The 13,436-nt window shown below is 69.2% G+C and carries 14 protein-coding genes; 6 read left to right on the forward strand and 8 right to left on the reverse strand.

Features of this window, described 5'->3' with window-relative positions:
• The first annotated feature begins 11 nt into the window (after positions 1 to 11).
• Positions 12 to 1,613: a DUF8189 domain-containing protein gene (locus M3Q35_RS19215; protein WP_273943267.1), complete on the forward strand. Its 1,602-nt coding sequence runs from the start codon at positions 12 to 14 to the stop codon at positions 1,611 to 1,613.
• A 75-nt stretch (positions 1,614 to 1,688) separates the two neighbouring features.
• Here the strand turns inward: M3Q35_RS19215 and M3Q35_RS19220 are convergent, their stop codons facing one another.
• The gene (locus tag M3Q35_RS19220; RefSeq protein WP_273943268.1) at positions 1,689 to 1,865 is read right to left on the reverse strand and encodes a hypothetical protein; all 177 of its coding nucleotides are present in this window, start codon (positions 1,863 to 1,865) and stop codon (positions 1,689 to 1,691) included.
• 96 nt (positions 1,866 to 1,961) lie between these two features.
• On the opposite strand from M3Q35_RS19220, the gene M3Q35_RS19225 reads away from it, so the two are divergent.
• Complete coding sequence (locus tag M3Q35_RS19225; RefSeq protein ID WP_273944397.1) at positions 1,962 to 2,615, forward strand: DUF4230 domain-containing protein; 654 nt, start codon at positions 1,962 to 1,964, stop codon at positions 2,613 to 2,615.
• Positions 2,616 to 2,847: 232 nt separating this feature from the next.
• On the opposite strand, the gene M3Q35_RS19230 is transcribed toward M3Q35_RS19225, so the two are convergent.
• Positions 2,848 to 3,381, reverse strand: a complete 534-nt coding sequence (locus M3Q35_RS19230) for a VOC family protein (protein ID WP_273943269.1) — start codon at positions 3,379 to 3,381, stop codon at positions 2,848 to 2,850.
• 40 nt (positions 3,382 to 3,421) lie between these two features.
• Positions 3,422 to 4,081, reverse strand: coding sequence for a phosphoribosylanthranilate isomerase (locus M3Q35_RS19235; protein WP_273943270.1), 660 nt, complete (start codon positions 4,079 to 4,081; stop codon positions 3,422 to 3,424).
• A gap of 85 nt (positions 4,082 to 4,166) precedes the next feature.
• Between M3Q35_RS19235 and M3Q35_RS19240 the strand changes: the two genes are divergently transcribed.
• A complete protein-coding gene (locus M3Q35_RS19240; RefSeq protein ID WP_273943272.1) occupies positions 4,167 to 4,919 on the forward strand; it encodes a zinc ribbon domain-containing protein in 753 nt (250 codons plus the stop codon).
• On the opposite strand, the gene M3Q35_RS19245 is transcribed toward M3Q35_RS19240, so the two are convergent.
• From M3Q35_RS19245 to M3Q35_RS19265, 5 genes are all read right to left on the reverse strand, one after another.
• A complete protein-coding gene (locus M3Q35_RS19245) occupies positions 4,916 to 5,377 on the reverse strand; it encodes a nuclear transport factor 2 family protein (protein ID WP_273943273.1) in 462 nt (153 codons plus the stop codon). The genes M3Q35_RS19240 and M3Q35_RS19245 overlap by 4 nt on opposite strands.
• Positions 5,370 to 5,786 (reverse strand): nuclear transport factor 2 family protein, encoded by a 417-nt coding sequence (locus tag M3Q35_RS19250; RefSeq protein WP_273943275.1) that lies wholly within the window; start codon positions 5,784 to 5,786, stop codon positions 5,370 to 5,372. Before M3Q35_RS19250 ends, M3Q35_RS19245 begins: the two co-directional genes overlap by 8 nt.
• 101 nt (positions 5,787 to 5,887) lie before the next feature.
• Positions 5,888 to 6,211 carry a hypothetical protein gene (locus tag M3Q35_RS19255; RefSeq protein WP_273943276.1) on the reverse strand — a complete coding sequence of 108 codons (324 nt, stop codon included), beginning with the start codon at positions 6,209 to 6,211 and terminating at the stop codon, positions 5,888 to 5,890.
• A 3-nt stretch (positions 6,212 to 6,214) separates the two neighbouring features.
• Positions 6,215 to 7,990: a zinc ribbon domain-containing protein gene (locus tag M3Q35_RS19260; protein WP_273943277.1), complete on the reverse strand. Its 1,776-nt coding sequence runs from the start codon at positions 7,988 to 7,990 to the stop codon at positions 6,215 to 6,217.
• A gap of 67 nt (positions 7,991 to 8,057) precedes the next feature.
• Positions 8,058 to 8,813 (reverse strand): S1 family peptidase, encoded by a 756-nt coding sequence (locus M3Q35_RS19265; protein ID WP_273943278.1) that lies wholly within the window; start codon positions 8,811 to 8,813, stop codon positions 8,058 to 8,060.
• A 224-nt stretch (positions 8,814 to 9,037) separates the two neighbouring features.
• Here M3Q35_RS19265 and M3Q35_RS19270 point away from each other — a divergent pair, with 224 nt between their 5' ends.
• The 3 genes from M3Q35_RS19270 (at position 9,038) to M3Q35_RS19280 (ending at position 13,435) form a co-directional block, all read left to right on the forward strand.
• Positions 9,038 to 10,156, forward strand: a complete 1,119-nt coding sequence (locus M3Q35_RS19270) for a PP2C family protein-serine/threonine phosphatase (RefSeq protein ID WP_273944398.1) — start codon at positions 9,038 to 9,040, stop codon at positions 10,154 to 10,156.
• Between the two features lie 149 nt (positions 10,157 to 10,305).
• Positions 10,306 to 11,748 (forward strand): M1 family metallopeptidase, encoded by a 1,443-nt coding sequence (locus M3Q35_RS19275; protein WP_273943279.1) that lies wholly within the window; start codon positions 10,306 to 10,308, stop codon positions 11,746 to 11,748.
• 193 nt (positions 11,749 to 11,941) lie between these two features.
• Positions 11,942 to 13,435 carry a sensor histidine kinase gene (locus tag M3Q35_RS19280; protein ID WP_273943280.1) on the forward strand — a complete coding sequence of 498 codons (1,494 nt, stop codon included), beginning with the start codon at positions 11,942 to 11,944 and terminating at the stop codon, positions 13,433 to 13,435.
• Position 13,436 lies beyond the last annotated feature (1 nt).

Genomic DNA, 13,436 nt, shown 5'->3' on the forward strand with positions numbered 1-13,436 from the left:
AAGGAAAAACGATGAAGCACACCCCGATCAGGACGACAATCGCCGCGCTGCTCGTCGCCGCCGCGGGCCTGACCGCCACGGCCGTCACCGCGACCGCCGCCCCGCTCAACGCCATGGCCCTGCCGCAGCTCGCGTGCCAGCCCGGCGGCCCCAACAGCACCGACTCCGCGATCGCCGACCAGGTCAGCCGTCAGCTCGGCGCGACGTTCAACGCGTACCAGATGTCCTGCGGCCGGGCCATTGCCGGCGTGGTGCAGTCGAGAGGCTTACCCAAGCAGGCGCTGTACATCGCGCTCACGACGGCGCTGACCGAGACCACCCTGCACAACTACGGCGCGGGCGCCGGGCAGGATCATGACAGCCTCGGTCTGTTCCAGCAGCGGCCGAGCCAGGGCTGGGGCACGCCGGCGCAGCTCGAGGACCCGGTGTACGCCACCAACAAGTTCCTCGACGTGATGCTCACCAAGGACTGGCAGAACCAGGCCATCCACATCACCTGCCAGCAGGTGCAGCGGTCGGGCACCGCCGACGGCAGCAACTACCTGGCCTGGGTCGGCCGAGCCCAGGTGATCGCGGACGCGCTGTGGGGCCAACAGGTCACCCCGCGGCCGTCGCAGAAGGCATTGGTGACCAAGGACGGCACCATCGCGTTGTTCCAGACCAACACCGACGGCAACGTCTGGAGCACCAAACAGGACACTGTTGGCGGCCCATTCCGGGCGTGGCAGCAGATCAGCTCAGGCGTGCAGTTCTCCGGTACGCCGGAAGCCGTCCAGTTGCCCAACGGTGTGATCGCGCTCTATGACCACACGGTCGACAACCACGTCTTCGGCACAAGCCAGCAACAGCCCAGTGGAGCGTTCGATCCGTGGTACCAGATCGCCAGCGGCGGCGTCGCCGGCGACCCGACCGCGGTCGTGCTCAACAACGGGGCCATCGCGGTCTACGCCGTGTCCACCGACGGCAACTTCGTCGGCACCAACCAATCGGCCCCCGGCACCGACTTCCCGGACTGGGTGTTCATCAACTCCGACCACCAGTCCACCGGCAAGCCCGCAGTCGTCAAACTGGCCAACGGCGCCGTCGCCCTGTACGCCCACACGGTCAACAACACCATCGTCGGCAGCAGCCAACCGGCGCCGGGCACCGACTTCGATCCCTGGAGCCAGATCGGCAGCGGCGGCGTGGCCAGCGATCCCACCGCGGTCGTGCTCAACAACGGAGCCATCGCCGTCTACGCCGTGTCCACCGACGGCAACTTCGTCGGCACCAACCAATCCGCCCCCGGCACCGACTTCCCAGACTGGGTCCACATCGGCAACGGCGGCGGCTGGACCGGCCGACCCGCCGTGATCAAACTCCCCAACGGCGCCATGGCGCTCTACTCCCGCACCACCAACAACACCATCGTCGGCACCAGCCAACCGGCACCCGGCACGAACTTCGACCCGTGGAGCCAGATCGGCGGCGCAGGCGCGATCAGCGACCCCGCGGTGATCCTGACCAGCACCGGCACGATCGCGATCTACGTCGCGGCCGCCGCCGACTACGTCGCCGGCACCAGCCAGCAGACGCCAGGCGGAGACTTCCCCGAGTGGGTCCCGATCCGCTGACAGCGTGACCGAGCGGCCCGTCGACGACCAGCGCCGACGGGCCGTTCTGCTGTCAGGCCGGCTGCCGGCTGAAGATCACTGCACGTTGTCCCAGGCGCCGGCCGAGGCGACGATCATGGTTTGCCGCGACACCAGGGAGCTCGGACTCGGCGCGTTGACGACGCTTCCCTTGCGGTAGCCCCCGAACAGCAGGCCGAGCAACAGCACCGCGAGGACGGCCAGCAGCAACCACAGCCAGATCGATCTACGCACTGCGCCTCCCCGCGTTTCCCCTACGATGAATAGCCGTACGCCCGCTCATCAAACCGTCGACAGCACGGTACTGGCAGCGAGGGGAGTCACGTGCGCATGGGGATCTGGCGGAAACGTGCCATCGCCGCGGTTGTCGCCGTCGTCCTCCTATTGGCGGCACTATTGGTTGGATCGGCCGTACAACTGTTACCCCAGTTGCGCAATCCGTTCGCCGACACAACCCAGGAGCGGTCCGGGCCCGTTCTGCTCAAGTCTATCGTCCAGATGTCCCGGTACGAGGCTGCCAGCGGCACCTTCCAGGTCGTCGTGGACATCTCGTCGGGCAACTCGTTCCTGCCGAGCTTTCTGGAAGGCAGCGACACGATGTTCGTCGGTGTCGGCACCGTGAACGCCTACGTCGACTTCGCCCACCTCTCGGGCGACGCCGTGCATGTGTCCGACGACCGGCTGTCCGCCACGATCACCCTGGACCACGCCCAGTTGGCCGCCGCGGCGCTGGACGTCAAACAGTCCTACGTCTACGCGCAGCAGCAAGGGTTGTTCACCAGGATCAACGACTTCCTCAACGGCAACCCGAACTCCCAACAAGCGCTCTACGAGCTGGCGCAACGCAACATCCAAGACGCCGCTGGCAAAAGTGAGCTGACCGCCGACGCCGAACGCAACACCAAGGCCATGCTGGTCAACCTGCTGCAGTCACTGGGTTTCAAGGCCGTCACCGTCACCTTCGGCCACCCGAGCACGAACTGATTGGGGATGGTGGCAGCCGCGCGCCAACGCACTCTCGGGCCCTCGACAGGGAACCCACCGGGCGGCGTCATAGCAGGTCAGACGGCCCCTGGTGCACTCGCACCGGGGGCCATTCTTGTCCCCTGCCTGTCCCGTGGCCAGCGATGGACACCCACAGATGCTGACGGACAGTGACAGGCCCCGCCGTCCCGCACCCATCAGCGTTTACGCTGGTCAGAGGCGGAAAATGCCCTCAGCCGGCGGTGCCGTCGAGGTGCAGGGAGTTGCCGGCGAAGATGCCCAGCTCTTCCTGGTAGAACTCGAGGCCGACGCCGTTGGGGTCGCGGACGTAGAGGCTGTCGTCGGCGCCGCGGTCGGGGCCGAGGTAGTCGATGCCCTCGGCGTCGAGCTTGGCCTTGATGGCGGCGAAGTGCTCGGCGTCGACGGACAGGGCCAGGTGCTGCACGGCGCCGACGGTCTCGACGTAGTCCTGGTGGGGATGGCCGGGGAAGTCGAAGAAGCCCAGCAGGTTGCGGTTGCCGAGGTCGAAGAAGAAGTGGCTGGAGCCGGCGTAGTCGCGGTTCTCGACCAGCTCGACCAGGGGAAAGCCGAGGAACTCCTGGTAGAAGCGGATGGTGGCCTCGACATCCTTGGCGACCAGGGCGAGGTGGTGCACGCCCCGGACGGGGGTGGCGGGACGCTCCCCGACGGGTCGCAGGTACTTGTCCTTGAGCTCGGCGCGGCGGGCCCGCGCGGCCTCCAGCTCGGCGCCTTCCGGTTGCGGCATGGTGCTCTCCTCTCGGGTCGTCACCAGTATAGTTGAATGCTCAACAACTCGCCACCGCCTGGACGAAGGCGCGGATCCGGCCGTGATCCTTGACCCCTTTGGACGCCTCGACGCCGGAGCTGACGTCGACGGAGAGGGTCCGACAGAGCGGGCGCAGGGCGGCGATGCCGGCGGCGACGTTGTCGGGGGTGAGGCCGCCGGACAGGACCAGGTGCGACGAGGGTGCGGCCGGCAGCAGGGACCAGTCGAAGGTGCGACCGCCGCCGCCGTAGCCCGGAACGTGAGCATCCAACAGGATGGCCCGCGCTTGATCGAAACGCTTCGAGAAGCCGACCAGGTCGAACGGCGGCGCGTCGGGGTCCAGCGGGATGCGTGCGGCACGAAGGAAGGCGTAGCGCCCGAAACCCGAAGCCTCGTGACACTCCTCGGGCGTCTCGTCGCCGTGGAACTGCAACAACGCGCCGGGCACACCGGCGGCGGTGGCCAGCACCTCGGCCGGCGGGGTGTTCACGAACAGCAGCACCGGCGTGACGAAGGCCGGCAGCCGCGCGGCCAACTCGGCGGCTCGTTGCGGCGTCACATATCTCGGGCTCGGCGGGTAGAGCACGAAGCCGATCGCGCCGGCCCCCGCCCCGACCGCCGCATCCACGTCCTCGGGCCTGGTCAGGCCACAGATCTTCACGGGCGTCGCACTCCCCATGGGCCGCACCGTACACGTAGTCACGGGCTTCCCCCATTCGAGTTCACCACGCTAACGGGACCGTCTCCACGGCGAACTAACCGACATGACGCCATGCCCGACGTGCGGCCGGGAACTCGGTCCCCACGCGCGGTTCTGTGGATCGTGCGGAACGCCCGTCGCGCAGCAGCCGCAGCCGCAGCAGCCACTGCCGCCCGAGCCGCAGACGATCCCCCAGCCGACGCAGTACCCGCCGCCGGTCCAGTCCCGTCACAGCGCGCCGCGCAGCCTGCTGCTGCCGATCGTCGCCGGCGTCGCCGTGCTTGCGCTGGCAACAACCGGCGTCGTCGTGTTCCTGTTGCCCCGCTCCACAAGCGAGGCCCAGCCGCCGGCCACGACCAGCAGCGCGCCGACGACCACGACCACCTTCACCACCACGGTCACCACGACCACGGAGACGACAACCACGACCACGCCGAGGCCGCCGACCGAGTCCGACCTCCAGGAGCAGGCCCGCGCCGACCACGACACCGTGGAAACCCTTGTCGGACAGTGGGTTCCGCAGATCTCGTCGAAGAAGCCGGGCCTGGTGGTCAACGGTGTGCAGTTCGGCTATCCCGAGATCATGGCCGACTACCAGTCGCTGAAGGCCCGCTTCCCGCAGGCCGTGCTGCTGAACTCCAACGACTACACCAACTTCTCCGGCAAGGACTTCTGGGTCACGGTGCAGGCCACCACCTTCGGCACGGCCGACGAGGCCAACGCCTGGTGCGACCAGCAGGGCTTCGCCACCGACGACTGCTACGCCAGCCGCCTCATGCACACCGGCGGCCCGGCCGGGAACTCCAAGACCCGTTAGCCGACCCGGGCGGCCCACGTCGCCGGGTCGGCCAACTGCGCCAACAGCCGGGCCCGTCCGCCGGAATTGGTGCTCACGGCGACGGTGTTGTGGTAGTCCCGCGACCGCGTGATCTTCCCGTTCACGACCGTGGTCACGATGGCGTTGTGCACCCGGTAGGGCTCACCGGTCGCCCGCGCGAAGCCCCGATATTCCCACTCCGCCACGACTTCGTCCGGCCCGGTCTCATGGATCACGAGGTCGTGCACCTCGACGTTGCGCAGGTTCGACGGGTCACGCCCGGACATCGCGGCCAGCACGCCGGCGGAGCCGACGATGGTCAGCGGCCTCGGCAGCTCCAGCCGGACCTCCACCGGCGCGTCTTCCGTGTACAGCGAGGCAAAACGGGCGATATCGCCGGCGGCGGAGGCGTGGATCAGATCGGTGACGACCTCGGCCGGTGTCGGGTACTCAGCCATTCAGCGCCTCCAGCAACGGGTTCAGGCCACCGGTGATGAAGGCCCGCGTGACGTGGTCGAGGTAGGGCCGCTCGCTCACGATGCGACCGTCGCGGACCCGGACGATGAGCAGGTTGCCGGTCACGACGTCCTGGCCGGTATCGGGATTCCGGCCCACGTAGTCCCATTCGGCGATGGCCACCTCGGGGTCCGGCGTGGTCCGGATCGTGAGGTCACGCACCGGCAGCGCGGTGTGGCAGGCCTTGACCAGCGCACGGGCCTCGGCCCCGCCGAACAGCATCGGGCCGTCGGGGGCCAGCGGCGCGAACACGACGCAGTCGTCGGAGTAGAGCTCGGCCGCGTCGGCGAAGCGGCCGGTGGCGAAGCACTCGATCAGCTGACCGACCACTTCGGACGGTGTGTCTGCCATGACTTCACCATGGCAGAAGAAATGCCGGCGGCTGACCGGCGACGACCGGTCGGCCTCCCGTTCGTGTCCGTCCGGCGCACCGGACCGGAAATCCGGACCGCTCAGGCCAGAAACTTGGCGATCAGCTTGGTGACCTCCATGACCGGCTCGCTCAGCACACCGACCACGGCGGCGATGCGCTGCCAGCCGGTGCGCACGACTTCCTTGTCCGGCTTGCCACTTCGCAGCTGGGCCTCGATCTCGTCCAGCCGCGCCCGCACGTCGTCACGGCCGTCGGGCGGCGCGTCGCCGAGCAGATCCGTCCGCCGCGACAGCAGTGCCGTGAGCAAGGCATCCGATGCGGCCCCGTAGTTGTTGACGGTGGCGCGATTGCCGATGGCGCTGCCGCTGATGTGCGCGTTGCCGAGGTCGAACTTGTCGCCCATCGCCTAGCCCTTCTTGTTGTTCACCGAGCTGCCGGTGCCCACCGCGGAGTCGACGAGCGTGCTGCCCTGGAGGTTGTAGTTGTTGACCTGCGGATCGGCCAGCTTCATGAACTCGACCGCCGAATAACCCCGCTCCTGGAGGTACTCCCCCACCGCACGGAACAGCGTCGAGTCGAGGATGCGCACGTACCGCTCGACGTCCACGTCCTGGAAGTAGCTCTGCACGCGGTCGGCCTGGGCGTACTCGCGCAGGCTGCGGTCGGCCCCGTACTTGGCCGGCATCACCTCGTTCACGCCCTGCTTCAACGGCTTGAACCGGCGGAACACCGACACCGCCCGGCGCACGATCGTCGCCGGCAGCACAAGAATCTCCAGCAGCGACGACTTGATCGGCGCCAGCAGGGGATCCCGGTACTCGTCGATGGCCCGGAACCCGGGCATGATCGGCAGCAGCGCGAAGAACTGCCACTCCAGGAACAGCATCTTCTGGTCGGTGCCGGCGTGCACGTAGCAGGAGGTGGTGAGATCCCGGTCCCACGCCTCGACCCGGTAGCAGCTGTAGTAGCGCGCCCATTCCACGGCGGCGTCGGCCAGCGACCGGGCCTGCTCGGTGGTGATGCGCGAGCTCGGCGCGTGATCAAGCGTGGGCAGGATCTCCGGCACGGTCCGGTGGTCGATCACCAGCCGGTCGGCCGGGATCAGCACCTGCTCGCGCCGCACCAGTTCCTCCAGCCGACGGCCCGGCCCGAGGGTGGACGTGGACCGCAGCCGGTTGATCGCCGCGGTGATGTGGTCGTGCAAACCGGTGACGCTGATGGGTTCCGGCGCTTCGTCCTCATCGGACGGTTCGAGGGCCAGCGCGATGACCTGGTCGTGCACCGGCACGCCGGCCCCGATGAACGGTGAGAAACCCCGGTGCACCACCACATCGGCGTCGCCGGCCCGCTGACCGGACTGCTCGGTGGCGGCGACCCGGTTCAGCGGCAGCTGGAAGGTCGGCAGCCCGAGGCCGCGCAGCCGGGCCTCCCACTCGTGCCGGCTGGTTCGCCCGTCGGGCAGGAAGTCGTTGCGGCGGAAGCGGTTGAACACCAGGTAGTGCACGGCGAACTCGTCGACCACGATCACCGCAACGATGGCGATCAGCAGCAGCACCGTGATGATCAGGTCGAGGGTCAGGAAACCGCTGCCCGACGACGTGTCCACGCCACCGGAAGGGTAGCCGCCCGAGGGGTAGCCGCCGGGATAGCCATAGCTGCCCGAGGAGCTGCTGCTGCCCAGGGACGAGAAGATCGCGAACGCGGCGAAGCCCAGCGTGCCGAGAACAGCGGCGAGGACCGCGCCGATCACCACCACGACCACGGCGATGATCGCGCTGCGCCGGCTGATCACGAAGCGCCCCAGCAACATCGCCACCACCAGCGCGAACACCAACCACGGCACGAACAGCACGGGATTGGCGATCAGCAAGGCGGCCAACAGGATCAGCAGCACGCCGTCGCGGATCCGGCGGCGGGCCCGGGCGGCGACGGCCTCGCGCAGCACCGACGTGGTGTCGACGCCGGGCGCGGGCGGGATGGCCCGCAACGGTTCCACCAGGAACTCCCGGATCGCCGTGTTGGCGTAAACCTCGCTGAGCTGCGCGGCCGCACACAGATAGCGTGTCGTGTTGTCGCGCTGCACCAGCGAGGCCCCGCAGCCCTGGCAGAACTTGTCGCCGGCGGCATTCACCGTGGCACAGCGCCAACAGTGCTGGTTGCGTTCGGTGATGCCGGCAGCCATGGCCGCTCCCTCCGGGCGAGTTTCCCGCCCGGAGATCGCGTCCTACGCCAGTTGTCGTTAGCTCATGTCACTCGTTCGCGGCAATGCTGGCGTAGCCCACCTGGCTGCCGATCCAGTCCGCGACCACGTCGACGCGGGTGGTGGTCTCCGGGGTGTCGTGCGGGCAGTCCGGCCCGTCGCTCTCCACGGACACCAGCACGCCGGCCTTCACGCCGATCGGGCGGAAGTAGGGCGCGCCCGAGTCGTACAGGCAGGCGCTGGTGTCGGGCGCCGGGGAGACGCCGTGCACCAGCAGGTTGACGTCCTCGACCGTGGACACGGCCACGCCGCCGTACGTCATGTGCGTGCCCGGAGTCGGGTTGACCGAGTCCTTCGCGCCCCAGCCGGCGATGGTGAGCTGCTGGCCGACGGTCGGCTGCTGCCGGTTCACCAGCAGCGGCAGGATGCCGTACACCGGCTTGTCCAGCTTGCCCAGCGCGATGTCGCCCTTGGGGGCCTGCCGCACCTCGACCACGTTGGCGGTCTTGCCGCCGGCATCGGCCAGGTCGACCTTGCCCAGGGTGGCCGTGGTCGGGTACGGCACCGGGCCGCTGACCGGGTTGCGGTTGACGTCGTGGAAGCAGTGGCCGGCGGTGATCACCCACTGGGGCGCGATCAGCGCTCCGGAGCAGGCGCTCGACCGGGTGGTGCCGTCCGGGTTGGGGATGTTCGTCATGGTGAACTTCACCGAGAACGGGAACATCCCGGGGGTCGCGTCGTGGCCGTCGGCCACCGCGCCGGCCGGGGCGGCGAACGCCCCGGACAACGCGAGGGCAGCCGCCACCGCTACTGCGTAACGCTTGTGCGCCACGGAAACTGGTCCAATCTCTGGGGGTGTTTGTCGCCATCCGGCCGTATGGGCAGGCCCGGATGGACGTTTCGCACGCTAGGAACACAACACGTCGGTCACAAGGGACGCGTGCGGGTGACCAGCGATGCGTGCCCGGAGTGTCGCACACCTAAGATCGGCCGGAAGGCAATTGGCACGAAGGGGCACGACAGTTGCAGGTGCTGCTGGTCGAGGACGACGACGGCGACGCCGTGCTGGTCACCGCGCTGCTCGACGAGGTGGGCGCGACGGTCGACGTGACGCGCGCGCGGACCGTGCGGGACGCGGTGGGGCTGCTGCCCGGCTTCGACTGCGTGCTGCTCGACCTCGGTCTGCCCGACGCCAGCGGCCTCGACGGCCTGCGCCGCATCCTGGAGCAGGCGGGGCAGGCCGCGGTGCTGGTGCTGACCGGTCACGACGACGAGGAGCGCGGGATTCAGGCGCTGGCCGTCGGCGCGCAGGACTACCTGGTCAAGGGCCAGGTCGACGGCTCGCTGCTGCTGCGCGGCATCCGGTACGCGGTGGAGCGCCGCCGGGCCGAGGACACGCACCGCCAGCTGCGCGAGGAGCGGCTGCTGGCCCAGGAGACGGCCCGGCTGGAGCGGGGCCTGCTGCCGACGCCGCTGCTCACCGAGCAGTCACCGCGGCTGACGTCCCGCTACCGCCCCGGACAGCGGCGCATGCAGCTCGGCGGCGACTTCTTCGACGCCGTCACCGGCCCGGACGGCTCGCTGCACGTGGTGATCGGCGACGTCTGCGGGCACGGCCCGGACGAGGCTGCGCTGGGCGTGTGCCTGCGGATCGCGTGGCGGGCCCTGGTGCTGGCCGGGCAGGCCGACGACCAGGTGCTGAGCACGTTGCAGGAGCTGCTGATCCACGAGCGGCACCGTGAGGGCATCTTCACCACGCTGTGCATGGCCACCGTCGCCGCGGACCAGTCGTCGGCCGCCGTCTACCTGGCCGGGCACCCGTCGCCGATCCTGATCGACGACGCCGGGCCGCGGCCACTGCCCCGGGATCGCGCCGGGCTGCCGCTGGGCGTGCTGACCGAGGCCAAGTGGACGGCGTTGGAACTGGCGCTGGAGCCGGGGTGGTCGCTGCTGCTGTACACCGACGGCCTGATCGAGGGGCGGACCGGCGTCGGCCACGAGCGGCTGAACGTGGAGGGGCTGGTCGACCTGGTGGCCGTCTGCCACCGTGACGGCCTGGTCGGCGAGCTGCTGACGGCGGTGGAGCGGAACACCGTCGGCCAGCCGGACGACGACCTGGCCGTCGTCCTCCTCCAGGACAGCCGCTAGTTTCCTGCCACATGCGCTTCCCATGTGGCGTTCAGTGCCACATGGGAAGCGCATGTGCGTCTTCGGGCGGGTTGCGGCGGCATCACGGGGTCGGTTGCCAAGGTGCGGGATCATTTCCGACGGCCTGAGAGTCGATCGGGAGGGGATTCATGCGAGCGCGCAAGAATTGGCTCAGCACGGCAGTGGTCGCCACGGTGGTGGCGACCGGACTCGGCCTCGGCGGCGGTATCGCGTCCGCCGGCCAGGACTTCCAGCGGCCGACCGCCGGCAGCGACGGCGGCGGCGACAGCTACTACCCGCAGGACGGCAACGGCGGCTACGACGTCGCCGACTACAACCTCAAGGTCGGCTACGACCCGGCCACCCGCCAGCTCACCGGCCTGGAGCGGATCACCGCCTCCGCGACGCAGGCGCTGAGCTCGTTCGACCTGGACTTCCGCGGCCTGACCGTGGACTCGATCAAGGTCGACGGCCGCGCGGCGACGTTCACCCGCACCGGCGACCACGAGCTGGTGATCACGCCGAAGCTGCCGCTGTGGCGGTGGCAGCGGTTCTCGGTGGAGATCGCCTACCACGGCGTGCCGACGCCGATCGCCAACCCGCTGCTGGGCGACCTCGGCTGGCAGTACACCAACACCGGCGCGGCGTTCGTGGCCGGTGAGCCGCAGTCGGCGACCACCTGGTACCCGGTCAACGACACGCCGCGGGACAAGGCCACCTTCCACCTGGCGATCACCGTGCCGGACGAGTGGGGCGTGATCTCCAACGGCCGGGAGAAGGGCACGCACAAGGCACAGAACGGCACCACGCACGTGTGGGCCGAGGAGACGCCGATCGTGCCCTACATGACCACGGTGGCGATCGACAAGTGGACGTTCGACCGGCAGCAGCGGGCCGACGGGACGCCGATCGTCAGTGCGTTCTCCCCGGGCGTGCCGGACTCGGTCAAGCAGGCCGAGGCCCGGCTGCCGGAGATCCTCGACTTCCTCGAGTCGAAGTTCGGGCCGTACCCGATCGACGCGGCCGGCGGCATCTTCCTCAACGCGCCGATCGGCTTCTCGCTGGAGACGATGAGCCGGCCGATCTACACCAGCCTGGCCGGTTCGGTCGGCGTGATCGTGCACGAGAACGCCCACCAGTGGTACGGCGACTCGGTCGCGGTGACGTCCTGGAAGGACGTCTGCATGAACGAGTGCTTCGCCTCCTACGCGCAGTGGCTGTGGAGCGAGGCCAAGGACAATGTCGACCTCAACGCGCGCTACCTGACGGCCGTGAAGAACGCGTCGACCAACTTCTGGAACGCCAAGCTGTACGACATGGGCCCGGGCAACGAGTTCACCTATGTGTACTCGAAGGGCCCGGTCATGCTGCACGCGCTGCGCAACTACATCGGCCAGGAGGCGTTCGACCGCGTGCTGCGCACGTGGCCGTCGCTGCACCGCGCCGGCAACGGCACGATGCAGGGGTTCCAGCGGCTGACCGAGACGATCGCGCACCGCGACCTCTCGGGCTTCTTCAACGCCTGGGTCTACGGCACCGGCAAGCCGGCTGACGAGTTCCTCTACCCCGGCGGCCTCAAGCCCACCGCCTGACGGACAAAACCGCCACATGCGCTCCGCACTTGCCTTTGAACGCCAAGTACGGAGCGCATGTGGCACCAAAGCCGCCGGGACTGTCACATGAGCGTCATACTTGCCTCCCTGAGGCACATCCGGACCGCATGTGCCGAAAAAAGTGGGGGGTTGCGCTGCGCGGCGGGGCGGGCTGGCCGATGCTGTAGAGATCATGGACGAGCGGATGGGGCCGGGCTGGCCGTTGCAGCGCTGGTATCTGGCCGTGGTCGTGGTGATGGTGCTGGTGGTGGCGGCCGCCGTCGGCGTCGGGGCGTGGGCGCTGCACAGCCTCAACGGCGCCCGGTCGCTGGTGGTCGACCAGATCGACCCGGCGTCACGGCAGGCCCTGTCGCTGACGAACGCCCTGGTCGACGAGGAGACCGGCGTCCGCGGCTACGTGCTGACCGGCCGGCAGGACTTCCTCCAGCCCTACCAGGACGGTCAGCGGCAGGAAGCTCAGGCGGTCAGCGCCCTGCGCACGCTCCAGACGGGCGATCTGGCCTCGGCCGGCGCGGCCCTGGACGCGGTGCAGCAGGCGGCCGACCAGTGGCGTGACGAGTACGCCGTGCCGGCGATGGCCCAGGCCAACGCCGGCGACATCGAGCGGGGCAAGGCGTTGTTCGACCGGGTCCGCGCCGCGCTGAGCAGCCAGGATGCGCAGCTCACCGCGGCACGGGCCGGCGCTCGGGCGGCGTTGGCCGATGCCGCCGACAACCTGGTGACGGTCGGTGTCGTGGTGGCGGTCGCGCTGCTGGCGCTCATCGTGTTGCTGGCCCTGCTGGCGCACTACGGCATGGTGCGACCGGTGTCGAAGCTGGCCACCGAGGTGCGGCGGGTCGCCGACGGCCAGTTCCAGCGCAAGGTGGCCGGCAGCGGGCCGCGGGAGTTCGTCGGGCTGGCCGCGGACGTGGAGCAGATGCGGCTGCACATCGTCAACGAGCTGGACACGCTGCACCAGGTGCACGACGAGCTGGAGCGGTCCAACCGCGAGCTGGAGCAGTTCGCCTACGTCGCCTCGCACGACCTCCAGGAGCCGCTGCGCAAGGTGGCCAGCTTCTGCCAGCTGCTGGAGCGCCGCTACAAGGGGCAGCTGGACGAGCGGGCCGACCAGTACATCGGCTTCGCCGTTGACGGGGCCAAGCGCATGCAGGTGCTGATCAACGACCTGCTGGCGTTCTCCCGGGTCGGCCGGCTGACCCGGGAGAAGGTCATCGTCGATTGCGACGAGATCGCCGCCCAGGCGGTGGCCAACCTGGGCCCGGCGATGGAGGAGACCGGCGCCGAGATCGAGGTCGGGCCGCTGCCGTCGGTGCGGGGCGAGCCGGCGCTGCTGGCCGCGGTGTTCCAGAACCTGCTGGGCAACGCCGTGAAGTTCCACGGCGAGGATCCGCCCCGGGTGACCCTTTCCGCCTTGCGGGACAACGACTTCTGGACGTTCACCTGCGCCGACAACGGCATCGGGATCGAGCCGGAGTACGCTGAGCGGGTCTTCGTGATCTTCCAGCGGCTGCATCCGAAGGACGCCTATCCGGGCACCGGGATCGGGCTGGCGATGTGCCGCAAGATCATCGAGTACCACGGCGGTCGGATCTGGCTGGACACCGACGCCGACCGGGGCACCGTGTTCCGGTTCACCCTGCCGGTGGCCGACGAGGAGGCGCAGTGAC

This window comes from Kutzneria chonburiensis, from assembly GCF_028622115.1.
Taxonomy (GTDB): Bacteria; Actinomycetota; Actinomycetes; order Mycobacteriales; family Pseudonocardiaceae; genus Kutzneria; species Kutzneria chonburiensis.